Source organism: bacterium, assembly GCA_030652805.1.
Classification (GTDB): Bacteria; JAHJDO01; JAHJDO01; order JAHJDO01; family JAHJDO01; genus JAHJDO01.
Genome location: JAUSPT010000032.1, coordinates 32,372 through 54,410, shown reverse-complemented (window position 1 = coordinate 54,410; position 22,039 = coordinate 32,372). Strand labels below are relative to the sequence as shown.

Sequence of the window (22,039 nt, the reverse complement as noted above, 5' to 3'; positions counted from 1 at the left end):
ATTGCTTCGCCTTTGACTCGCAATGACATGAAAGGTGGTTTTTAGATGCAGCGGATTCTTGTAGCAGGTTTTGGCGGGCAGGGAATAGTGTCAATGGGTAAGATGCTGGCATATGCCGGCATGAAAGAAGGTAAACACGTTACCTCTCTTCCTTCATACGGGCCGGAAATGCGTGGAGGAACTGCAAATTGCTCAGTTATTATATCGGAAAGAGAAATAGCTTCTCCATTTATATCACATCCGGATACGCTTATTGTAATGAACCAGGCATCATTGGATAAATTTTCCAAACTTGTTTTGAATGATGGACTCATAATTGCGAACAGTAGTCTGGTAAAAATAAATAAGGATATAAGGACTAAAATAAGAGTTGTAGAAGTTCCTGCAAATGATATGGCAATTGGGCTTGAGAATCTGAAGGTAGCAAATATGATTGTTTTAGGAGCATTTGCGAGGGAAACTGGTGAGGTAAAGCTGGATTTTCTAAAGTCAGCTTTAGAAAAAATCCTTCCTCCCAGGAGACATAATCTTATCCCAATAAATGTTAAGGCATTAGAGAGAGGATTCAAGGCATGAAAGGTATAGATATAAACCAGTTGAGACACGTGATAGCAGGGTTTAAGAGCACAAAAGTGCTTGTTGTAGGCGATCTGATGCTTGATAGATTTGTCTGGGGCACTGTGGAGCGCATTTCCCCAGAAGCGCCTGTGCCTGTTGTTAAAATCAGCTCCGAATCTATTATGATGGGTGGCGCATCTAATGTTGCAAATAATATATGTGCACTTGGTGCAGAGGCATTAATTACAGGAATTATTGGAGACGATATTGCAGGAGAAGAATTTCTGCAGTTGGTAAAGAAACAGGGCATGAATGAGGATGGAATTATTCTAAGCAAGAAAAGACCAACTATAGTGAAGACAAGAATCATTGCTCAACATCAGCAAGTTGTCAGGACAGATAAGGAATTTGTCAGCCAGATTAAGTCTACAGAAGCAAAAAGAATACTTGCATATATCAAATCCAATATGCGTGAAATTTCTGCCATTGTCATATCTGATTACGGGAAGGGCATTGTAACACGGTATCTAGTTAAACAAATTATAAAGTTGAACAGAGAATTTAATTATCCAATTATTGTTGACCCTATACCAAGACATCTTACATATTACAAGAACGTAACTATGATAACACCAAATAATCATGAAGCGGGAGAGAGTCTTAAAACAGAGATAAAGGATGAACAAAGTTTAGTGCGGGTAGGGAAGAGTTTATTAAAGTTATTACAGGCAAATTCAATATTAATCACTCGCGGAGAGAAGGGAATGTCCCTTTTTGAAAGAGACGGCAAAGTAGCCAATATTCCAACTGTTGCAAAAGAGGTTTTTGATGTAACCGGAGCAGGAGATACAGTTGTTGGAGTGCTTGCATTGTGTCTTGGAAATAAAGCATCAATGTATGAATCTGCATATATTGCAAATCATGCTGCAGGTATTGTTGTTGGGAAGCTTGGAACAGCCACAGTGTCTATAGATGAACTGAGAAAAAGCATGGAATGATATTGTATGAAATATGGTCTTTTATCAGATGTACATGCTAACCTGGAAGCGTTGAATGCTGTTCTGGGAAAATTTAAAGAGGAGCGGGTTGAGAAAAATATATGTTTAGGTGATATAGTCGGCTATGGGGCAAATCCAAATGAATGCGTTGAACTTATCAAAAATAATGATTTCGAATGTGTTGCAGGAAACCATGATTGGGCAGTTATCGGCAAGCAGGATATAGAATACTTCAATCCGATAGCAAAAGAGTCTGTGATATGGACTGCTGACACACTGACTGGGAATAATAAGGAATATTTAGAGCAGCTTGAATTAGAGAAAGAGTTTCCTGAATTTGTTATTGTTCATGCAACGATACTTGAGCCTGACCAGTGGAAATATATAAGAACAACTCTTGATGCTCATCGCAACTTTAAAGAACTCAAAAAGCCTGTATGTTTTTTCAGTCATTCCCACGTCCCGATAGTTTTTAAGGAAACAGAGCGACCTGAATATTCCTTTGATATGAGTATTAGTATTGAAGAGAACACCAAGTATTTAATAAATGTCGGGAGTGTTGGACAGCCAAGGGATAAAAATCCGGATGCATGTTATGCTATTTATGATACAGAGGAAAAAAAAGTTGAAATAAAAAGGATTCCTTATGATATTAAAACCGCTCAGAATAAAATAAGAGAAGCGGACCTGCCTCGAATGTCGGCTTATAGACTGGAAACAGGTGAGTAAAAAGCAGACATATCTAAGTATAAAGAAGCTAAAAGAACAAATTGAGCACCATAATCGCAAGTATTACATAGATGCACAGCCTGAAATATCTGATCGTGAGTATGATCTCTTACTGGAAGAGCTGATACGCCTGGAGCATGAATCCCCTTATTTAATTACTCCTGATTCCCCGTCACAGCGCGTAGGAGGCTCTCCTCTAAAGGAATTCAGGACTGTTACTCATCGCACACCAATGCTGAGTATAGCAAATACGTATTCTGAGGATGAAATAAAAGAATTTGATGTGCGCATGAAGAGAAATCTTGCAGGAGAGAATATTGATTATGTTGTTGAATTAAAGATTGATGGAGTGGCAGTAAACTTGGTCTATGAAAATGGGGTTTTTACGCTTGGAGCAAGTCGTGGAGACGGCACGCATGGAGACGATATAACTCAGAATTTGAGAACAATAAAAACAATTCCTCTGAGATTGCAAATGTCAGATTCAATACCTTCTGTTCTTGAGGTTCGGGGTGAGGTGTATATGCCCAAAGATGTTTTTAGACAGATAAATAAAGAGAAAGAAGAGCAAGGCGAAGCCTTATTCGCAAATCCGAGGAATGCAGCTGCAGGTTCACTGAAACTTCTTGACCCGAAGATGGTTGCGCAAAGGCATCTCAATATTTTTGTCTATGAAATTGGATATATGGAGGGAACTAGTTGTAGCAGCCATGTGAGTACTTTGAAGTTACTGGCCAAATATGGGTTTCGCACAAATCCTCATATTCAGTATTGCAAGACTATTAGTGAAGTTATTGAATATTGCAATACCTGGCAATTAAAGCGTGAGGAGTTAGGATATGAAACAGATGGCATGGTAATAAAAGTAAACTCAATAACCCAAAGGCACAAGCTTGGTGCTACAGGTAAAAGCCCGCGCTGGCTGATAGCATACAAATTTCCCGCAAAACAGGTTGCTACGATTCTTGAGGATATTGTTGTACAGGTAGGAAGAACAGGAATATTAACACCTGTTGCTGCGCTTAAACCAGTTACTTTGGCAGGCACAACAGTAAGTCGAGCTACATTGCATAATCAGGACGAAATAACACGCAAGGATATTAGGATTTTGGATAAGGTTGCGATTGAAAAGGGAGGGGATATAATCCCTAAGATAGTAAGCGTTATAAAAGAGGTCCGCACAGGGAAAGAAAGGGAGTTTATAATGCCGGATAAGTGTCCTGTATGCGGCGGTGATGTAAAGAAAGCAGAAGGAGAAGTTGCGTACAGATGTGAGAATCTGAGGTGCCCTGCTCAACTTGAGAGAAGAATACAGCATTTTGCTTCAAGACGTGCAATGGATATAGAAAACATGGGTCCTGCAATTATAACTCAGCTTGTAGAGAAAGAAGTCGTTAAGGATTATGCGGATTTATATTTTTTAGAGTTTGACAATCTTATTAAATTAGAGCGGATGGGAGATATTCTGGCAAATAAAATAATAAGAAATATCAAAGAAAGCAGAAACAGGTCTTTATCAAGATTGATTTTTGCGCTTGGAATCCCACATGTAGGAGTTTTATCCGCAGAGATTTTGGCAAAGAATTTTTCTTCTATTGATCAATTGAGAACAGCCAAAAAAGAGGAGCTTGAGGCAATAGGGGAAATAGGTGAGATAATGGCAAGCAGCATTTCATGCTTTTTCGAAAGACAAGACACAATAGATATGTTAGATAAGTTAGAGGATGCTGGTGTAAAAATGGAAGAAATAAAATCCATTTTAAGTAAAGTTTTTGCAGGCAAAAATTTTGCAGGTAAAAATTTCGTTCTAACAGGAACACTAGCTAAGTATAAGAGACATCAGGTTTCCGAAATAATAGAGAGGCTTGGAGGAAGCATAAGCGAAAGTGTTAGTAAAAAAACAAGTTTTTTGCTTGCAGGTACTTCTCCGGGATCTAAATATAATAAAGCTAAGAAGTTAGGAATTACTATACTAACAGAAGAAAAATTCTTGGAAATGGTCAATAATGATAATTAAGAAGTTAGCAGTCGGATTTCTTGAAACTAATTGCTATATAGTTGGATGTGAGCGAACAAAAAAGGCTTTTATAGTTGATCCGGGAGCAGAAAGCTCCAGGATTATAGAAGAGGTCAAGAAAGAGCATCTAAATCCGGAATATATTATTAATACACATGGCCATGGGGATCATATAGGCGCTAATAAGAATATAAAGCAAGAATTTGGGGATTTAAAAATAGCAATTCATGCAAATGATAAAGACATGCTTATAGATGCTTCTAAAAATCTCTCAGCAGATTTTGCTATGAACTATGTATCTCCTTCAGCTGATATTGTGCTTAACGGAGGAGAAATAATAGAAGTCGGAAGTCTTGAACTGGAGATATTGTTTACTCCGGGACATACTCCGGGAGGTATTTCTGTTTTCATTAGAAAAGAAAAAGCGGTATTTACAGGCGATGCGCTCTTTTGTGGCTCAGTAGGCAGAACAGATTTTCCTTCAGGTTCTGGTACAGATTTAATAAGAGCCATTAAAGAAAAGCTCATGGTTTTGGATTCGGATGTTGTTATATATCCCGGACATGGCCCGGATTCTACAATTGGGAAAGAAAGAGAAAGCAATCCTTTTCTTGTATGAATCAATTACTTGACCAGTTTATAGATTATCTTTCAGTAGAACGAGGGCTCGCTGCTAACACATTAGAGGCTTACAGGAGAGACTTAACTAAATTCTTAGGCTTTTTGGATAAAAAATCTAGTGTCAGCATAGAAGGTGTAGGTCCCAGAGATATAATAGCCTATCTTATTTATCTTAGAAAAAGCAAGCTTGCCATACGTTCCATTTCAAGAAATCTAGTTGCTATAAGAATGTTTTATAAGTTTCTGGTTAATGAAGATGTAATAAACGATGATCCTACTCTAAATTTAGATTCTCCAAAAACAGGTTTGTCTTTACCAGAAGTGCTTTCTCAGGATGAAGTAGAGAGATTATTGGCTTTGCCAGATAATAAAGAACAGGGAATAAAAGATAAAGCAATACTTGAGCTCCTCTATGCTACAGGTATGAGGGTATCAGAGCTTATCAATCTCCCTATTGATAATATAGATTTGCACGAAGGGTATCTGAAATGTATTGGCAAGGGCTCAAAGGAGCGCATTATACCTGTTGGCAGAAAAGCTCAAAAAGCTGTTAAAAAATACATAGATGCAGTAAGAAGCAAATATGTTGCCAGAGGTAACAGCAATATGCTTTTCATAACCCGGCTTGGCAGAAGATATACAAGACAGGGGATATGGAAAATAATAAAAAGGTACTCCGTATTAATGGGCATGAATAAAGAGATAACAGTTCACACACTAAGGCACTGTTTTGCCACACATCTTCTCTCCCATGGCGCGGATCTAAGGTCTGTTCAGGAAATGCTTGGTCATGTAGATATTTCCACCACACAAATTTATACTCACATAGACAGAGCCCGCCTCAGAGAAGTTCACCAGAAGTTTCATCCAAGAGGGTAACAATGGTAGTCTGCCACAACAGCCAGGATATATGGAATCCGTTTTTACTGGTATTGTATTGCAAATATAGAAGTTAGCGGGAATTGATTTGACTAAATCAATAAAAATTTGATATATTTCGGGTAGTTTTATAATAAAGAAGCAAAAAACGTGGATTTCATATGTTAATTGTTATGCTGACAATTTGATATTTACCTATATTTGAAGATATTTATATGTTTCGGTTAAAAAAGAATTTTCGTAGCCAACTCAATGCAATTGCGAATTTAGATTCGAAACTTAGATTTTGTCTATACCTAGATCTGGCATCTCAGTATGGAACACAGATGACTCCAGACTCTGCAAAGGTTCTTGCAATACAAGTTGTTAATTATTTGATGGGTGATGATTTTGTCAAAGTCTATGATAGCCTACAACCAGATGTTCAAAGCAAGGTTGACACTATCAAAAATCTCATTGAGCCAAAAGCTGTAGAAGCAATCACTCAAAACAAACGCATTCGAGAATTGATGATTAGATTGATAATGACCACGTATCTCATCTATGGAGTTTTGTTTGACAAACAATGGCTTGACCGCTCTGAGATGAAAAACCGTCAAGAGTTGATTCGTAAATATGGAAGTGATGGGAACGAATTTTCTGACGTTGAAAATTTTGAAAAATATATGATTTGTGCATCTGACTATATTCAAAACACACAAAATATTAAGCTTAAAAAAGGAGCATAACAAGACGGATGCAGGCGACATTGAACAACTCAACAATAAAAAAGGAGGAAGTATGAAAAGGGCAAAGATGACAATGTTTGTGGTTCTTCTGAGTATTTCATTTTTTTGTCTGCCGGCTTGTACGCAGATTGAAAAGCTGAAAAATTCGTCGGCTCAGGACCTGCTGATCAAGCATGAGGTCGAAACAGCGGTCAGCATGCTTCAGGCAATTTTCACAAAACATCAACAGGGGGAAATGAACCTTAAGCAGGCAAAGAAGCTTGGTGCCGACCTTCTGCGAGAACTTAAGTACGGTACCGAAGGATATTTTTGGGCCGATACGACTGAAGGCGTCAATGTGGTTTTGTACGGCCGAAAAGATGTGGAGGGAAGGAATCGACTTGAGGACAGAGACCATCAGGGCACGTTCTACATAAAGAGATTCCTGACAAAAGGCAAAGCTGGTGGCGGGTATGTCGAGTACTGGTTTCCGAGGAAGGGACAGACCACAGCTCAACCCAAGAGATCATACGTACTCCTGTTTAAACCATTCGGATGGGTTGTCGGTAGTGGATACTACATCAAAGAGATCAACTATAGTAACTTGAGTATTGAATCCTCTCAAAAACTTCTTAAAGAAATCAAGGAATTGGGACCTGGCTTATTAATGAATGTTGATAGTTACAACATTCTTCTTAATGAACTTAGGAAGTACAAAGACGAAGGTATAGTTATCAATTCTTTAGATGGCATTACTATCGAAGCCAATAGGAATTATCTTAAAATGCTCGGGTATACATCTGAAGAAATTAAGTCCATTACTTATCAGGAACTCACACCTTCAAAATGGCACGCAATGGAAAATGATCTTTTTAAGAAAGTTATGAAAACAGGGTACTCAGGCGTGTATGAAAAGGAATATATCAGAAAAGACGGAACCGTATTTCCAATCCGTATACAATCGTGGTTGATAATGGATGAAAACCATAAGGCAACTCGTTTGTTCGGCATTATTCAAGACATATCCAGCCACAAAAAAACAAGAGATCATGAATGAAGAACAAGTATCTGTGGAAAAAATCTTAACAGAACCTGATTATGATTACGAAGGTTTCCTCAACTACATCTATGACGGTCATACATACAAATTATGGTACGGCAGAATTGGCTCCGGCAGTGCGCCGGCTGCGTTGGTTCTGCACGGCGGTCCGGGAGGCAGTCATCATAATCTCGTAGCGTTTCAGGCGTTTAGGGACGGTCTGGGACTGAAGAAGTACCATTTGATTGGTCATTCATGGGGAACTACTCTGGCTGTTGGATTTGCTGCCAAACACCCCGACGGCATATTGTCCATTTCTCTCCATAGTCCGGTATTGAGTTTTCCCTATTACATCAATCATGTTGCCCCAAAACTTAAGCAGGGCTTGAGTTGTTTGAATGGAAAAGCAGGGCAGATTATTGATGACTATGAGTTGAACGGGGTAGGGACAAAGAGCGACTATGACGAGGCATGTATGGAATTTACAAGGCGGCATGTGACACACACCTGGCCATTACCTGAATCGATGAAGAAATTGATTGCCGCACGAAATACTGCAGTCCACGACGTTATGGTTGCAAGTGATTCGGAGTTGAATTTACCTGGGAATCTAAAAACGGTAGACGTAACCTCGCAACTGTCCAGGCTGGATGTCCCTGTTCTTATAACCTGCGGAAGCGACGATTTGTGTACGCCTGCCTTTACTAAATGGCAGTCTGACTTTGCCAATGACCATCAGTATCATGTCATACAGGGAAGTGCCCACATGACTCCTGTGGACAGACCCTTGGAACTCATCAGAATACAAAGGGCTTTTATCGCGTGCATCGAACTGAGCCAGTGACGCAGTTTGTTAAGGAGAAAACATGGATAAATTTTTAGAGGCTGCAATTGAGGAAGCGAAAAAGGGGATGGCTGAGGGTGGTGTTCCTATCGGCTCGGTACTTGTTATTGATGGCCGAATAGTTGGGCGCGGTCACAACCAGCGAGTACAAAAAGGAAGTGCAATATTACACGCAGAAATGGATTGTTTGGAAAATGCGGGACGAATTAAAGCATCCGATTATCGTAGAGCAACGTTGTACTCGACATTGTCTCCCTGTGATATGTGCAGCGGCGCAGTGCTTCTTTATAGAATTCCAAAAGTAGTTATTGGAGAGAACCGTACATTTTGCGGGCCGGAAGATTACGTAAGGTCGCGAGGCGTAGAAGTGGTTATTATTGATAACAAAGAATGTCGTCAGCTTATGGAGACGTTTATCAAAAATAATCCAGAACTGTGGAATGAAGATATTGGTGAGTAGAATGCCACATAACAAATAATGGTAAAAATATTAATATTGTTGATTGCTGCTTATGGTCTTCCTGTAATTTCCGGATGCAGATTTGCACCCGCGGACTCACTGGAGTATAAAGAATCAAAGGCGATTATAATCGCCAAATATGTTCACCGTGTTCCGAAACAGTGGGCGGAGAATGTTCCCGGAGTGAAAACAAAACTTGATACGAGTGATAATGTGCTCGCGTTAACGTTAGATGCATGCGGCTCAAAAACTGATAGTTATGACGCAAAGCTGGTAAACTATCTTATCAAGGAGAAGGTTCAGGCAACACTGTTTATAAATGCAAGATGGATAGACAAGTTTCCTGATATATTTGACAAGCTCGCAGCAAACCCGCTTTTTGAAATAGAAAACCATGGTTTAATGCATAGACCCTGCTCAGTAAACGGAAAGTCCATTTACGGTATTGAGGGCACGAAAAACGTCGGACAGGTGGTTGATGAAATAGAAAAAAACGCTTTAAAAATAGAATCTCTTACGGGGCGCAAGGCGAAGTTCTACAGGTCAGGAACCGCTTATTATGATGAAGTGGCGGCGAAGATAGTGAATGAGCTTGGTTATGAGATAGCCGGTTTCAGCGTGCTTGGTGATGCAGGAGCAAGCTATTCCGCGGGAAAGGTGAAGGAATCCCTGCTCAAATCTCAACCTGGTGATATAATAATATGTCATATGAACCACCCTGAAAAGGAAACCGCAGAGGGAATAATAGCCGCGGTTCCGGAACTTAAGAGTAAGGGATTCAGTTTTGTTAAGCTGCAGGATTACAAGTTGAAATAAGCGAGAGCAGAAGTTATATCTATGATGACAGAAGTCAGTCAGTCAGCATGAAAATCAATATAAAAACACAAATTACTTTACTTCTTATTTTTGTACAGTTATTAGGCTGTTCAAATAAAAACATCATTGATTCTAAACATGTTGATACTGATACATTATATAAAAGTGCTGTTATTGATAGCATGATTGCAGAAGAAGATGAAATCTCAAACCGGCTTATTGATATTAATGAGAAAAACGGCTATATCTGTTGGGAGAAAATTAATGGCCATAAATATGTATTAACTGTTACCTGGACCAAAGATATTAACAATTATAAAAGAAGTAAAATTATAAAAACCTTCTGGGGAGATACATGGGTAACCATCGTTCCTGAAGTTCAAAATTGGTTTAATAATAATTATAAAAATGAAAAACTAAATTTAAGAACAGAACAATTATTAGGCCTTCCTAAAAATAGCGGATATTCTCATTTTGTAGAATTATGGGTCAGACCGGATAGCTTGTTTCGTCCAAGTCCAGATAACGAAATATGGGATAAATCAGTTCAATTAGAATTTCCTGAAAATGCAGAAAAATCATATATAAACTGGTTTAATAAAAAAATTATTTCATCCTATTATGCCGCCAGACAATATCCTTGGACTCGATTAGGATATACATATGACTGGAACCCAACCACTTCAGAAATAGGTCTTTCTGAATTTGTTATACGAAAAGATTCTATTGTAATTGTAAATTCCATACAATCAACAAATGATTATCTTCTCAAAAAAAATATAAAGGGGAATTCTACGGGACGAATCCCGAAGGACTGCTCTTTGATCTCTGAAACTCCAGAATAAAAAAGACCTGTTGTCTATCTTGGAGTAGCATCTGGAAGACCACCGTCCACCGGAATTGTAGCCCCGGTAGTAGGTGTCTGCCGTGTTACAAAAAACAATACTGCATTTGCCACATGTTGTGCTGTTATCGTGGTCTTAAGGAGATTGCGCTGGCGGTAATGCTCATGGAGTTCTTTTTCATCAATTCCCTTGTGGCGCATGCGATCAGGACCTATTTTTTTCCATAAGCCGGATTTGCATTCTCCATCGGAGAACACTGCATCGGGCGCAACCATGTTCACTCGAATTCCAAATTCAGCAAGTTCCAGACTAGCAATCCTGGCCAACTGGTGCGAAGCGGCCTTGGTTGCGCTGTAGGCGCCAAATCGAGCACCTGGACTAAAGACGTTCTTTGTCGATGTAAGAACGATATCGCCGCCAGTACCCTGCAAACACATGTGACGTCCGGCTTCTGCAAGTGTTAATAAGGTGCCTTCAACATTCACCTTCTCCAGTCGGCGAAAGTCATTGAGGTTCATTTCCATAATTGATGAGATTAACGGGATACCAGCGTTCACAAGGACAATGTCAATACCACCCCATTCCCGGATAACACTGTTAAACCCGTCTGTTACTGACTCCTTGTCTGTCACATCGAGCGGAACGCCGATGATGTAATCACCAGCACTTTTCTTAAACTCGGAGACGAAGTCGTCGAGGCGTTTTCCTGGCAAGTCGGTCGCGGCCACTCGGCAGCCATTTTCCAGAAGCCTCCGGCATATTCCAGAACCAATCGCCCCAGCGGCACCTGTAAGAAGAGCCACTTCGTTTCGAAGAGGAGGGTCAGGCTTAGCCGCTTTTTCAATGACCTGGACGATTCCAGCATCAGGCAGTAATATTACCTGAGGTTTTGCAGCGTATTGTCGTGAATAATCGGCGAGTGACGATGAGATATGTTCCCGAAGCTTTTCTGGAGCCGCGTCGTACTCAAGTGTATCTAAGTACAGAGGAGGAGATGAAGCTACGAAATCCCGGGTATCTTTGGTTGTAAACGATTTAAGGATAACTCGGTGATATGGGATGTCATCGCTGCCGGAGAATTCCGCCAGAAGTCCACGAATGATAGGGATAACTCTATTTATTTCTGCTCCTTTTCCATTTTGTTCTTCAGCGTGTTATAAACCTCAAGTGCATCGGCCGGTTTCATATTTTTGTGAACAATATTACTTACTGCCTGAATCATGGCGGTCGGGAACTCACTCTGAAAAATATTTCGTCCCATATCCACACCCGCAGCTCCCTGTTGCACAGCGTTATAAGCCATTGTCAAAGCATCCAAGAGCGGAATTTTCTTACCACCCGCCATCACAATGGGCACTGGACAGGAGGCTGTCACTGTTTCAAAATCCTCCGGGATATAATATGTCTTGACAACCTGTGCACCCAGTTCAGCGCAAATGCGGCAGGCAAGGCGAAAATATTTTGCATCCCTGGTCATATCCTTGCCGACAGATGTCACTGCCATAACCGGAATTCCGTATCGGATGCCCATATCGACGAGGCGAGTCATATTGTGTACCGAACGAGTCTCGAATTCGCCTCCAATAAATACCTGAATCGCTATTGCAGCCACGTTCATCCGGATAGCATCCTCGATACCAACAGCTATTTCTTCATTCGAGAGTTCCTTCAGGATGCTCGGTCCACCGCTGGCACGCATCACAATTGCCTTATTGAATGAAGGAGGTATCGTTGTTCGCAAAATACCGCGTGTAAGCATCAGTGCGTCAGCGTATGGAACAAGGGGTACAATGTTTAAATCAATTCGTTCCAACCCTGTTGTTGGCCCCTGGAAATATCCATGATCTATTGCAAGCATTACTGTTCGTCCAGTTTCTGGTTTAAAGATTCGTGCCAGGCGATTCTTCATGCCCCAATCATACGCACCCGATCCCTTGAGAAAGAAACCGGGTGTTTTCATAGGAATATCTGTATAAAAATTCTTTTTCTTTTTGGTACTATCTACATCTGGCATAGCTCATACTCCTTTTTTTTTAACAATGCTTTTCTATAAGACTCTGCTTTAAGATTATTAATCTCTTTAGCCTGACCTCTTGTAAAAAATTTCATCTTGCCCAGTGACTTTGCCGCTACGAACGTTTTGCAGGCATCTTCAATGAGAAGTGTTCTGTAATAAGCTTCCACTAAATTTGAGCCAACAGTCAAGAGTCCATGATTACACATCAGGACAGCGTTATGTTTTTTTATAACTTTTTTTATTTCATTTGCCAGCTCTTTGGTTGATGGACATACGTAGTTTATAGTTGGGACATCAGAATCTACGAGTGCAACAAAATCTGGTGTAAAAGGTTCAAGCGTTATGCCGAGCATTCCGACGGCAGTAGCAGTAGGAGGATGAGTGTGGATTACTGCAGTTATATCTTTTCTTTCAAGATAACAACCTAAATGCATAGCGATTTCACATGTGGGCTTTTTGCTTCCGTCTACAATCTTACCTGTTTTTAAGTTAACCCCTATATAGTCTGATGCTTTTGCCTCTTCAAAACAAATGCCGCTGGCTTTCATATAAACAATATTGCCAATCCTTGCGCTTATATTGCCGCCCGGACCTACAACTAGTCCTTTATCAGCAATCTTTTTGCCTATTTCTATTAACTGTTTTTTGATATTAATATTCTTCATTTATCCTTTTTCCTTTCTCCTTGGTTCTTTGCATTAAGGTATGATCATATAAAAAATTCGCACCATCCATAAATGTTTTTCTAATAGGGCTTAATTCTTTGGAATTAAAATCATCAACAAGTTTCTGCCCAAACTTGTTCATCTCTGTGCCTGCTATTATAGGAAGATTAAATCTTTTTGCAATCTCCACAGCTTTATAGAGATTTTTCACTTTAATCCTTTTTTCTTTTTTATCCTTTATATTGTAATTTCTATCAGGGATTATGTTCATCATTGAAATTCCCTTGCTGATTAATAAAGCAAGTAATTCCTCCAGCTTTTTCTCACCATCAGAGAGCCCATTAAGCCATGTTGCGCATGGTATTCCGCCTAATTCTGTTGTCATTTTATTTACTGTTTGAATCTCTGGGAAGGTCGCTGAGTCGGGTTTTATATAGGCAATCCCACCCTTTTTCATGAGCTTTGAACGAATTATTTCGCATAAAACATGAGGGTTATCCAGACTATTATTGATATCCTCTTCTTGGACGGGAAGTTTTGATGTCCAATACCTGATGAAGCTTGCAGGGTTTTTAAAAACGTCCTTTGATTTATTATAAAAAGCTCTTAAGATGTGTCTTTCCGTGACGTTACCATTGGGAGTCAGGGAAATAACGTCTGTCTCATATTTAACCCTGATGTCATCCAGATATTCATTTAATATATCAACCATTTTTCTGGTTCGCATATGTGCTCGATGAGACATATCAGTTAATATCTTATAAATAGGGGATTCAGGAGAGGGAAGTTTTGTAAATCCCACACCCATTAAGTAGTAGATTCCAGGCTCTCCGGGAGAATTTATCTCCTTATCTTTAAATTCCGGGATAAAAACTCTAGTTTCTATGCCAACAGATGCTCTTAGATTTAATAAGTCAGCTGCATAAAATAGCTCTTCAATTCCGTCCAGAACGTCAAAATCCACTATTTGGCAAAGTTTAATACCATTTTTTTTGCATAGCCATGCTATCTTTATTGGTGAATAGCCATATCCATTGAATGAGAAAAAGCTATGACAATGCATGTTTGAAATTTCTTTTTCCTCTGCCCACTTAACTTTCCCATCTTTTTTAAGCTTGATAAGTTCTAAGAGGGCGTTTTTTCTCACATTTTTATCAAAATTATCAAGACGAGCTTCCAGTTCTTCTATCATCTCATTTCCTGTCCACCAGTTACGTTTATGGCCTGACCTGTTATGTAAGAGGCCTCATCACTTACCAGAAAAGCTACTGCATTGATAACATCGTCATAGGTACAGCCTCTTCCTAATGGGACCTGTTCAATATATTTTTTTCTTACCTCTTCTTTTGAAATACCCCATTTTTTTGAATACTGGTCAAAGAGACTGTTCTTCCATAAAGGAGAATCAAGAAAATTACCAGGACAAACCGCATTGACTCTTATGCCATAGGGAGCTAAATCCAGAGCAATACTTTGAGTTAGTCCTATGCCTCCAAATTTAGATGCAGCATATGCAGAATTTTTAAAACTACCTTTTTTACCAGATTTAGAGTTAATTTGTATAATTACGCCCTTCTTTTGTTTTTTCATTATCTTTGCTGCCTCACGGGCACACAGGAAATAGCCGATAAGGTTTACATCCATCACTCTTTTCCATTCTTTAAGAGGGAATTCTGTTATTTCCTTTGCAATAAGAATTCCAGCATTACTGACTAATATATCCAGATTCTTAAATTCTTTCTCAATCCTCTCAAACATATTGGTTACCTGGGCTTCTTGTGTTACGTCTGCCTCTATCGCAACTGCTTTGTTTTTATATTTTTTTTCTATTTCTCCAGCTACTTTTTCTGCGTTTTTTTCTGATATGTCTGCAACAGCTACCAGACATCCCTCTTTTGCAAAATATGCTGCTATAGCCTCTCCGAATCCTTGTCCTGCACCAGTTACTAAAACTGTTTTTCCTTTCAAACCAGGCTGTGACATTTCATTCAAGCTCCTCTTATTTATATTTTTTTACGGTTTTATAACCACTTTTAAAGCATTTCCCTTTTTATCCAGCATTTTTTCCATTGCTTCAACTGTATTCTCTAAAGGGAATGTATGCGTAACTATTTTATCCATAAGTATTTTTCTGCTGACAATCAGCTTTAAAGCTTCCTCAAATTGTGCTTTATGCGAAGCAAACGCTCCGTAAATAGAGACTTCTTTATAATGAATTATGTTCCCATCTAATTTTAAAATGGAATTCTGTTTTGGGAATCCAGCAAAAAAGCTTAATCTTCCTTTCATAGCCATTGCTCCTAAAAGATCTTCTGCGACTTTATTAACGGAGCATGCAACTATTCCCACGTCAATACCTTCGCCTTTAGTAATTTCTGATATATTCTGCATTAAATCAGTCTCTTTAGTAGCAATATAATGGTCAAACCCAAATTCTTTTGCCTTTATGAGCCTTTCTGAAGAATATTCAGCCAGTATAACCTTTGCTCCTTTATCTTTTGCTAGTAGCGCATGCATCAAACCAATGGGACCTGCTCCTACTATAGCAACATACTCTCCTTTTTTGATGTTTAGATAATTCTGGCCGTTTATTGCGCAGGAAAGTGGTTCAACCATTGCCAGATGTTCATCTAAAATACGCTCCTCGGTTGTGACAGGGATTATAACGCCTTGTTTCACAGCATGATCCTGAACTAATATGTATTCAGCAAAACCTCCAGGATAATAATATCCAATAGGCTGGTTATTGGCGCACATATTGTAGTTGCCTTCTCTGCAAGGTCTGCACTCTTCTTTTTGGCAGCCTATGGAAGTTACCAGAATTACTTTGCATCCAATCTCATATTCTGGATTTTTAACTTCAGAACCAATTTCTTCTATGATTCCTACGATTTCATGACCTATAATAAATTTGCCTTCACCATATCCTCTGATTTGGGGGACAGATCCTTTAGTAACGTCTTTTGTTCCTTCGTACATTCTTCCATCTGTTCCACAAACAGCGCAAGCAGTAACTCTTATCAGTACATCTTCTGCTTTACAATCCGGTTTTGAAACGTTTTCTGTTTCCATATGTTTCGGTCTGTCTGTGTATAAAAAAACAGCTTTCATAGTTTGCATTTTATTGCTCCAAGGTTAAGTCTTTGATTTGTGATTTTTATATCTTTCATAAGCTTCTTCCCATATATCTGTTTGTTCAGGTTCATATCTGATGAGCTCAAACGAGTTTCGAACAATTTCTCTTGCCTGTTTAACGGATGAGAGTTCACCCGTTGCAATGGCCTGTATCAGGATATTACCAGTTGCTGTTGCCTCAACAGGACCGGCAATGATATGTTTTTTAGTTGCATTCGCAGTGAGTTGACATAAAAGCTTGTTTTGTATTCCTCCTCCAACAATGTGGAGCACATCTATTTTTCGCTGTCGCATTTCTTCAAGTTTTTCAAGAACCTGGCGATATTTAAAGGCCAGGCTTTCCATGACACAACGCAAGATGCTTCCTCTATCCGATGGAACTTTTTGATTTGTTTTGCGACAGTAGTTCTGTATTTTTTCTGGCATATTGCCCGGCTTCAAAAAAGTTGCGTCTTCAGGATCGATAAAACAGAGAAATGCTTTTGCCTTTTCTGCCTCTTTTGTTAAAGCAGGGTAGGGGAGTTTTGTACCATTGGATTCCCAGTTTCTTTTGCATTCCTGAACCAGCCAGAGCCCCATGATATTTTTTAGAAAACGAAATGTATTGTTTACGCCTCCTTCATTAGTAAAATTGTTTTTCAAGACTTCCTTATTTATCAATGGACTGCTTATTTCACATCCCATTAAAGACCATGTGCCCGAACTTAAAAATGCCCAGTTATTTCCTTGAGCAGGAACAGCCGCAACTGCTGCAGCTGTATCATGCGACGCTGTAGCAATGAGGGGTATTTGAGATATTCCCAATTCACAAGATATAGACGGTAGTAGTTTGCCTATAACTGTCCCAGGATTTACAATACGGGGCATTATTTTGCAGGGAATATCTAATCTTTCTAGAATTTCACCGCTCCATCTATTCTTGCGAGGATCATAACATTGAGTGGTAGTAGCCAGGGTAAATTCCGCTGCTTTTTCTCCGGAGAAGAAATAAGTAAACAGGGCGGCTATCGGCAAGAGACAATCGCTCGATTGAAGAAGATGGGGCTGATTTATTCTCATCCATAGTAGTTGATAAAGTGTATTTATTTGCATAAACTGGATACCTGTCCCTTCAAATACTTCTTCTCGCGACAGTTTTTTGAAACATTCTTCCATCATTCCATCAGTCCGCTTATCACGATAATGTACAGGATTTTCTAATAGATGGTTATTTTTATCAATGAGTCCGAAATCTACGCCCCAGCTATCGAATGCAATTGCAGAGATTTTAGACTTAGAACACTTTTGCAGTCCTTTTTTTATCTCGTTAAAGAAATTTATGGCGCCCCAATAGAGGGTATTATTAAGTCTTGTGCCTCCTGTAGCAAATCTATGTTTCTCTTCAAGAACTATTTTCTTTCCCTCGAATTTACCAAGTGTTAATCGTCCACTTTCTGCGCCCAGATCAACAGCTATGTAATTTTTGCTCTTTCCCACGGTAAGTTCCTTATCATTCAGGCTTTGACAACATTATGACATAGTTCTTTATTTATTTAAAACTAAATTTGTGATATTCTTGCATTATTAAAAGTGAGGGACATGGTTATGTTGAATGTTGTTATTATGGCAGGAGGGAGCGGGGAGAGATTTTGGCCAAAGAGCAGGGAAAGAAATCCTAAGCAGTTATTGCCAATAGGTTCTAAGAATACCATGCTTCAAGAAACAGTAAAAAGAGCGCAAGCTCTAACTTCTTCAAAAAATATTTTTATAGTCACCCGAATTGGGTTAGAAAATGAGATACATAAACAAGTTTCTCATATCCCCAAAGAGAATATTATAATTGAGCCATTTGCTAGAAATACTGCGGCAGCAATAGGTCTTGCCAATTTAATTATTCAAAAAAGAGACAAAAATTCCATTACGGTTGTATTGCCAGCGGACCATATTATAAAGGATATTGGACAATTTAAAAAGACCATTACTACAGCTTGTATAGCAGCTGAAGAAGGGGATCTTGTTACAATAGGTATAAAACCAAGCTATCCGGAAACTGGTTACGGATATATTCACAGAGGAGACAAAATATTTACTGAGTATGGTAGTGATACGCCTGGTATTTTTAAGGTAGTTGAGTTCAGAGAAAAGCCTGATTTGAAAACTGCAAGAGAGTATTTTAAGAAAGGTGAGTATTATTGGAATAGCGGTATGTTTGTATGGACAACTAAGTGCATAGAAGAAGCGTTTAAGAAATATATGCCTGAACTTTATAATGCGCTAAAGGTTATAGACAATTCTCTTTCATCTTCACTCAGGGATGAAGTTATAAAAGAGGAGTATGAGAAGCTGGAAAAGATCTCAATTGATTACGGAGTTATGGAGAGGGCGAAAAATGTAAGCGTTGTAGAAGGTCTCTTTGACTGGAATGATGTAGGCTCATGGCTCGCTTTGGAGAAAGTTTATAAAAAAGATGATGATGGCAATATCGTTGTAGGAGATTATATAGGCATTGATACAAAGAATTGTATATTAATAGGGGATAAGAGTCCAATAACCGCTATAGGTGTTTCAGATTTAATCATTGTAAACACAGGGGATGTTGTACTGGTCTGCAAGAAAACAGAGGCACAGAAAGTAAAAAAACTTTTAGAGAATATTAAGCAGAATAAAAAACTTTCCAAACTGGTTAAATAAATGCTAAATGTTTGGATTCAATTCTCAATAGGCGCAATTATAATTATTCTTGCTGGTTTTAAGTTATCAAAATACGGGGATATAATTGCCGAAAAGACAGGTATTGGCCGGGCATGGGTAGGAATGATATTTCTTGCCGGTGCAACAGCGCTTCCTGAACTTTTCACTACGTGCAGTTCCGTAGTTATTGAGAAAGCTCCTAATTTAGCTGCAGGCAATGTCCTTGGAAGTATCATATTTAATCTTTTTATAATCGCGATACTCGATATTATTCAAGGTCATGGCCCGATTTTAAGGAAAGTAAATCTTGGGTTAATTTTACTGGGTGCAATTTCTGCAATTCTCTCAGTAGTGGCGATTTTAGGCATGTTATTGAAAGATGCAATGTCAGTCTTTTCTATAGGTCCTGCAAGTTTCTTGATAATAGGAATATATTTAGTAGGCATGCGTCTTTCATTTAGATATCAATATCGTAATTCTGATGAACATCATTCTGATGAATCTCAGGATAGGGAAGTGGCAGAAGAAAAAAAATATGAGAATGTTTCCGTTGCAAAGACAATTTTTGGCTATCTGTTTTGTGCAGCAGCTATTTTTGGAGGAAGTATATGGGTTGCTCACACTGCTAAACTTATAGCCGTAGGAACCGGATTAGGGGAAACTTTTGTTGGCAGCCTTTTCCTTGCGATAGTAACATCTCTTCCTGAGCTTATGGCAACAATAGGAGCAGTTAAAATGGGTCTTTTTGATATGGCGATTGGAAATATATTTGGAAGCAACATGCTCAATATAGTGCTGATACCAATCAGCGATGTCTTATACAGAACAGGTTCTATATATGCCTATCTATCTTCTACGCACATTCTGACAGCAGTTATGGGAATTCTTTTAACGATGATTGTGATAGTTGGGATCATTTATAGATCAAAAAAATCCTTTCTTAAGCTTGGTTGGGACGCAATAGCTATAATTATGGTATACATTGCCAGTACATATATGATTTTTAGGTTAAGGTAAAATGGAACTAACAAGGAGGGTAAAATGGACTTAAAAGATTTGATTCGGGACGTGCCCGATTTCCCCAAAAAGGGTATAATTTTTAAAGATATAACTACATTACTTAAGGATAAAGATGCGTTTAAAGAGGCGGTTGATAAACTTGCAGAAGAATGCGAGGAAAAAAAGATTGATATTGTAGTTGCTGTAGAAGCAAGAGGTTTTATATTCGGCGGAGCGTTGGCATACAAGCTTGGAGCAGGGTTTGTTCCGCTCAGAAAGCCGGGAAAACTTCCATACAAGACAATAAAGGAGACATACACACTGGAATACGGCACTGATACATTGGAAATACATGAAGACGCAATAAAACATGGAGATAGTGTTCTGGTTATAGATGACCTTCTTGCAACAGGCGGAACAAGTTTGGCAACAGTTAAACTTGTTAAGAAACTTGGCGGAAATGTATCAAAGATCGTGTTTCTTATAGACCTTACGTTTCTGAAAGGCGCTGAGAAACTTGAAGGATATGAAGTAAGTTCATTGATAAAATATTGAGCGAATATGCGCCTGTAGCTCAGTAATGGATAGAGCAAGGGATTCCTAATCCCTGTGTCGGAGGTTCGAATCCTCTCAGGCGTACCAGATTTAGGTAAGTTTGAAAATATAAAATTTTTGTGATATAAACTTCTGTGAGTTTTTGGGCGATTAACTCAGCGGTAGAGTGCTACTTTCACAGAGTAGAAGTCACTGGTTCAAACCCAGTATCGCCCACCAAATGGGGAGATTAAGTATGAAATGTGATACGTGTGGTAAAGAGGTTCTCAATGTAAAGAGGATTGTTCTTGAAAAAGGTTATGATAGGACACAAGCAAGAGCGATTTATAACTGCGAGGAGTGTTATATGAAGAAGGAGGCTGACATAGAGAAGCATACTCAAGGTAAAGGTAAATGACAGAACTAGAGAATGATATTAAGTTACTAGTCAATGTCCAAGATTTAGATGAGCAAATAAAAAATTTAGATACAGAGATAAAAAGAATACCCAAAGAAATGGATGCTCATTATAGGAGTTTTAAGGCAAAGAAAGACGAGTTAGCAGTTTTAGAGTCAGAGTTTGTGGAGATTCAGAAGAATAGAAAATTAAAAGAGGTCGAACTTGACAGTGGTACAGAAGCAATAAAGAAATATAAAACACAACAGTATTCTGTTAAGACGAATAAAGAATATACCTCTTTGCAGCATGAGATTGAACAAATACAAGAGAAAAATTCTATATTAGAAGATGAGATACTCTCATTAATGGAACAATCAGATGTAGCACATGAGAATATAGAAAAAAAGGCAGAGGAGATTAAGCTGGAGAATGGAAAACTTGAACAGGAAGAGCAAGATAATAAGAAGAAGGTAGACCAGATTGAACAGGAGCTTCAAAAAAGGCAAGAAGATCGAAAGAATTTAGTTAGTGCTATAAGTGACGCTATTGTAGCCAAATATGAAAGAATTAGAGATTTGAAGAATGGAGTGGGTATTGTGAATATTAGTGATGGAACATGTGGAGGCTGTCATATGGAATTACCTCCACAGATTATAAATAATACAAAGGCTGGTAACGGAGTTGCTGTATGTGAGAGATGTTCGCGTATACTGTATATAAAGGAAAATAATTAGATGGATGAGTTAACTATATACGTTGATGGGGCATCTAAAGGTAATCCAGGAAAAGCAGGTATCGGTATTGTGTTTTTTTGTGAAGGGAAGAAGGTAAGGGAATTTTCTCAAGACATAGGAGTTACAACAAATAATGTAGCTGAGTATATGGCTGTAGTTTTTGCTATGCAGGAAGCTCTGATTATGAGAGTGCAGAATATTACTATTTTTACAGATAGCGAGCTTATTGCAAATCAAATACAAGGCATTTACAAAGTCAGAGATGATAACTTGTTTCGCTTATATAAACAGGTTCAGCATCTAAAAGGTGGATTTAAAAAATTCAATATTACACACATAGAACGTGCCAATAATAAAGAAGCTGATAAATTA

At 38.7% G+C, this 22,039-nt stretch carries 24 protein-coding genes, 2 tRNA genes and 1 pseudogene; 20 read left to right on the top strand and 7 right to left on the bottom strand.

The window, feature by feature from the left end:
- The first annotated feature begins 45 nt into the window (after positions 1 to 45).
- From Q7J67_02795 to Q7J67_02740, 12 genes are all read left to right on the top strand, one after another.
- Complete coding sequence (locus Q7J67_02795) at positions 46 to 576, top strand: 2-oxoacid:acceptor oxidoreductase family protein (protein ID MDO9464207.1); 531 nt, start codon at positions 46 to 48, stop codon at positions 574 to 576.
- Positions 573 to 1,556 carry a D-glycero-beta-D-manno-heptose-7-phosphate kinase gene (gene rfaE1 / locus Q7J67_02790; GenBank protein MDO9464206.1) on the top strand — a complete coding sequence of 328 codons (984 nt, stop codon included), beginning with the start codon at positions 573 to 575 and terminating at the stop codon, positions 1,554 to 1,556. Before Q7J67_02795 ends, rfaE1 begins: the two co-directional genes overlap by 4 nt.
- 6 nt (positions 1,557 to 1,562) lie before the next feature.
- Positions 1,563 to 2,285: a metallophosphoesterase family protein gene (locus Q7J67_02785; protein MDO9464205.1), complete on the top strand. Its 723-nt coding sequence runs from the start codon at positions 1,563 to 1,565 to the stop codon at positions 2,283 to 2,285.
- Positions 2,278 to 4,302: an NAD-dependent DNA ligase LigA gene (ligA, locus tag Q7J67_02780; protein ID MDO9464204.1), complete on the top strand. Its 2,025-nt coding sequence runs from the start codon at positions 2,278 to 2,280 to the stop codon at positions 4,300 to 4,302. The genes Q7J67_02785 and ligA overlap by 8 nt, the downstream gene beginning before the upstream one ends.
- Positions 4,292 to 4,921 carry an MBL fold metallo-hydrolase gene (locus tag Q7J67_02775; protein ID MDO9464203.1) on the top strand — a complete coding sequence of 210 codons (630 nt, stop codon included), beginning with the start codon at positions 4,292 to 4,294 and terminating at the stop codon, positions 4,919 to 4,921. The genes ligA and Q7J67_02775 overlap by 11 nt, the downstream gene beginning before the upstream one ends.
- On the top strand, positions 4,918 to 5,802 hold the full coding sequence (gene xerD, locus Q7J67_02770; GenBank protein ID MDO9464202.1) for a site-specific tyrosine recombinase XerD: 885 nt from the start codon (positions 4,918 to 4,920) through the stop codon (positions 5,800 to 5,802). The genes Q7J67_02775 and xerD overlap by 4 nt, the downstream gene beginning before the upstream one ends.
- A 326-nt stretch (positions 5,803 to 6,128) precedes the next feature.
- A complete protein-coding gene (locus tag Q7J67_02765; GenBank protein MDO9464201.1) occupies positions 6,129 to 6,530 on the top strand; it encodes a hypothetical protein in 402 nt (133 codons plus the stop codon).
- Between the two features lie 52 nt (positions 6,531 to 6,582).
- Positions 6,583 to 7,566: a cache domain-containing protein gene (locus Q7J67_02760; protein MDO9464200.1), complete on the top strand. Its 984-nt coding sequence runs from the start codon at positions 6,583 to 6,585 to the stop codon at positions 7,564 to 7,566.
- Positions 7,487 to 8,392: an alpha/beta fold hydrolase gene (locus Q7J67_02755; protein MDO9464199.1), complete on the top strand. Its 906-nt coding sequence runs from the start codon at positions 7,487 to 7,489 to the stop codon at positions 8,390 to 8,392. The genes Q7J67_02760 and Q7J67_02755 overlap by 80 nt, the downstream gene beginning before the upstream one ends.
- Positions 8,393 to 8,414: 22 nt before the next feature.
- Entirely contained in the window at positions 8,415 to 8,852 is a 438-nt protein-coding gene (locus Q7J67_02750; GenBank protein ID MDO9464198.1) for a nucleoside deaminase, read from the top strand.
- Positions 8,853 to 8,870: 18 nt separating this feature from the next.
- Positions 8,871 to 9,668, top strand: coding sequence for a polysaccharide deacetylase family protein (locus tag Q7J67_02745; protein ID MDO9464197.1), 798 nt, complete (start codon positions 8,871 to 8,873; stop codon positions 9,666 to 9,668).
- Between the two features lie 47 nt (positions 9,669 to 9,715).
- Positions 9,716 to 10,513, top strand: coding sequence for a hypothetical protein (locus tag Q7J67_02740; GenBank protein ID MDO9464196.1), 798 nt, complete (start codon positions 9,716 to 9,718; stop codon positions 10,511 to 10,513).
- A gap of 14 nt (positions 10,514 to 10,527) precedes the next feature.
- Here Q7J67_02740 and Q7J67_02735 read toward each other — a convergent pair whose 3' ends face one another.
- The 7 genes from Q7J67_02735 to Q7J67_02705 form a co-directional block, all read right to left on the bottom strand.
- Positions 10,528 to 11,316, bottom strand: a complete 789-nt coding sequence (locus Q7J67_02735; GenBank protein MDO9464195.1) for an SDR family oxidoreductase — start codon at positions 11,314 to 11,316, stop codon at positions 10,528 to 10,530.
- Between the two features lie 314 nt (positions 11,317 to 11,630).
- Positions 11,631 to 12,527 carry a 3-hydroxy-5-phosphonooxypentane-2,4-dione thiolase gene (lsrF, locus tag Q7J67_02730; GenBank protein MDO9464194.1) on the bottom strand — a complete coding sequence of 299 codons (897 nt, stop codon included), beginning with the start codon at positions 12,525 to 12,527 and terminating at the stop codon, positions 11,631 to 11,633.
- Positions 12,515 to 13,195 carry a class II aldolase/adducin family protein gene (locus Q7J67_02725; GenBank protein ID MDO9464193.1) on the bottom strand — a complete coding sequence of 227 codons (681 nt, stop codon included), beginning with the start codon at positions 13,193 to 13,195 and terminating at the stop codon, positions 12,515 to 12,517. The genes lsrF and Q7J67_02725 overlap by 13 nt, the downstream gene beginning before the upstream one ends.
- Positions 13,182 to 14,387: a hypothetical protein gene (locus Q7J67_02720; GenBank protein ID MDO9464192.1), complete on the bottom strand. Its 1,206-nt coding sequence runs from the start codon at positions 14,385 to 14,387 to the stop codon at positions 13,182 to 13,184. Before Q7J67_02720 ends, Q7J67_02725 begins: the two co-directional genes overlap by 14 nt.
- Positions 14,384 to 15,178: a sorbitol-6-phosphate dehydrogenase gene (gene srlD / locus Q7J67_02715; protein ID MDO9464191.1), complete on the bottom strand. Its 795-nt coding sequence runs from the start codon at positions 15,176 to 15,178 to the stop codon at positions 14,384 to 14,386. Before srlD ends, Q7J67_02720 begins: the two co-directional genes overlap by 4 nt.
- A 30-nt stretch (positions 15,179 to 15,208) precedes the next feature.
- Positions 15,209 to 16,267, bottom strand: a complete 1,059-nt coding sequence (locus tag Q7J67_02710) for an alcohol dehydrogenase catalytic domain-containing protein (protein MDO9464190.1) — start codon at positions 16,265 to 16,267, stop codon at positions 15,209 to 15,211.
- Positions 16,268 to 16,330: 63 nt separating this feature from the next.
- On the bottom strand, positions 16,331 to 17,806 hold the full coding sequence (locus Q7J67_02705; GenBank protein MDO9464189.1) for a rhamnulokinase family protein: 1,476 nt from the start codon (positions 17,804 to 17,806) through the stop codon (positions 16,331 to 16,333).
- A gap of 108 nt (positions 17,807 to 17,914) precedes the next feature.
- Between Q7J67_02705 and Q7J67_02700 the strand changes: the two genes are divergently transcribed.
- The 8 genes and pseudogenes from Q7J67_02700 (at position 17,915) to Q7J67_02665 (ending at position 22,036) form a co-directional block, all read left to right on the top strand.
- On the top strand, positions 17,915 to 19,000 hold the full coding sequence (locus Q7J67_02700) for a mannose-1-phosphate guanylyltransferase (protein MDO9464188.1): 1,086 nt from the start codon (positions 17,915 to 17,917) through the stop codon (positions 18,998 to 19,000).
- A complete protein-coding gene (locus Q7J67_02695) occupies positions 19,001 to 20,017 on the top strand; it encodes a sodium:calcium antiporter (GenBank protein MDO9464187.1) in 1,017 nt (338 codons plus the stop codon). It abuts the gene before it with no gap.
- Between the two features lie 24 nt (positions 20,018 to 20,041).
- Entirely contained in the window at positions 20,042 to 20,554 is a 513-nt protein-coding gene (locus tag Q7J67_02690; GenBank protein MDO9464186.1) for an adenine phosphoribosyltransferase, read from the top strand.
- Positions 20,555 to 20,562: 8 nt separating this feature from the next.
- Positions 20,563 to 20,641 (top strand) — tRNA-Arg (locus Q7J67_02685).
- Positions 20,642 to 20,698: 57 nt separating this feature from the next.
- Positions 20,699 to 20,773: transfer RNA gene (locus Q7J67_02680), tRNA-Val, on the top strand.
- Between the two features lie 16 nt (positions 20,774 to 20,789).
- Positions 20,790 to 20,951, top strand: a complete 162-nt coding sequence (locus Q7J67_02675; protein MDO9464185.1) for a hypothetical protein — start codon at positions 20,790 to 20,792, stop codon at positions 20,949 to 20,951.
- Positions 20,948 to 21,667 carry a C4-type zinc ribbon domain-containing protein gene (locus Q7J67_02670; GenBank protein ID MDO9464184.1) on the top strand — a complete coding sequence of 240 codons (720 nt, stop codon included), beginning with the start codon at positions 20,948 to 20,950 and terminating at the stop codon, positions 21,665 to 21,667. The genes Q7J67_02675 and Q7J67_02670 overlap by 4 nt, the downstream gene beginning before the upstream one ends.
- Positions 21,668 to 22,036 (top strand): annotated as a pseudogene (locus Q7J67_02665) (ribonuclease HI family protein).
- The last annotated feature ends 3 nt before the right edge of the window (positions 22,037 to 22,039 follow it).

Excerpts from the sequence above, each read along its gene's own strand:
- Q7J67_02795 (MDO9464207.1), top strand. The coding sequence starts at position 46 with ATGCAGCGGATTCTTGTAGCAGGTTTTGGCGGGCAGGGAATAGTGTCA.
- rfaE1 (MDO9464206.1), top strand. The coding sequence starts at position 573 with ATGAAAGGTATAGATATAAACCAGTTGAGACACGTGATAGCAGGGTTT.
- Q7J67_02785 (MDO9464205.1), top strand. The coding sequence starts at position 1,563 with ATGAAATATGGTCTTTTATCAGATGTACATGCTAACCTGGAAGCGTTG.
- Q7J67_02775 (MDO9464203.1), top strand. The coding sequence starts at position 4,292 with ATGATAATTAAGAAGTTAGCAGTCGGATTTCTTGAAACTAATTGCTAT.
- xerD (MDO9464202.1), top strand. The coding sequence starts at position 4,918 with ATGAATCAATTACTTGACCAGTTTATAGATTATCTTTCAGTAGAACGA.
- Q7J67_02765 (MDO9464201.1), top strand. The coding sequence starts at position 6,129 with ATGACTCCAGACTCTGCAAAGGTTCTTGCAATACAAGTTGTTAATTAT.
- Q7J67_02760 (MDO9464200.1), top strand. The coding sequence starts at position 6,583 with ATGAAAAGGGCAAAGATGACAATGTTTGTGGTTCTTCTGAGTATTTCA.
- Q7J67_02755 (MDO9464199.1), top strand. The coding sequence starts at position 7,487 with ATGAAAACCATAAGGCAACTCGTTTGTTCGGCATTATTCAAGACATAT.
- Q7J67_02750 (MDO9464198.1), top strand. The coding sequence starts at position 8,415 with ATGGATAAATTTTTAGAGGCTGCAATTGAGGAAGCGAAAAAGGGGATG.
- Q7J67_02745 (MDO9464197.1), top strand. The coding sequence starts at position 8,871 with ATGGTAAAAATATTAATATTGTTGATTGCTGCTTATGGTCTTCCTGTA.
- Q7J67_02740 (MDO9464196.1), top strand. The coding sequence starts at position 9,716 with ATGAAAATCAATATAAAAACACAAATTACTTTACTTCTTATTTTTGTA.
- lsrF (MDO9464194.1), bottom strand. The coding sequence starts at position 12,527 with ATGCCAGATGTAGATAGTACCAAAAAGAAAAAGAATTTTTATACAGAT.
- Q7J67_02725 (MDO9464193.1), bottom strand. The coding sequence starts at position 13,195 with ATGAAGAATATTAATATCAAAAAACAGTTAATAGAAATAGGCAAAAAG.
- Q7J67_02720 (MDO9464192.1), bottom strand. The coding sequence starts at position 14,387 with ATGATAGAAGAACTGGAAGCTCGTCTTGATAATTTTGATAAAAATGTG.
- srlD (MDO9464191.1), bottom strand. The coding sequence starts at position 15,178 with ATGTCACAGCCTGGTTTGAAAGGAAAAACAGTTTTAGTAACTGGTGCA.
- Q7J67_02710 (MDO9464190.1), bottom strand. The coding sequence starts at position 16,267 with ATGGAAACAGAAAACGTTTCAAAACCGGATTGTAAAGCAGAAGATGTA.
- Q7J67_02700 (MDO9464188.1), top strand. The coding sequence starts at position 17,915 with ATGTTGAATGTTGTTATTATGGCAGGAGGGAGCGGGGAGAGATTTTGG.
- Q7J67_02695 (MDO9464187.1), top strand. The coding sequence starts at position 19,001 with ATGCTAAATGTTTGGATTCAATTCTCAATAGGCGCAATTATAATTATT.
- Q7J67_02690 (MDO9464186.1), top strand. The coding sequence starts at position 20,042 with ATGGACTTAAAAGATTTGATTCGGGACGTGCCCGATTTCCCCAAAAAG.
- Q7J67_02675 (MDO9464185.1), top strand. The coding sequence starts at position 20,790 with ATGAAATGTGATACGTGTGGTAAAGAGGTTCTCAATGTAAAGAGGATT.
- Q7J67_02670 (MDO9464184.1), top strand. The coding sequence starts at position 20,948 with ATGACAGAACTAGAGAATGATATTAAGTTACTAGTCAATGTCCAAGAT.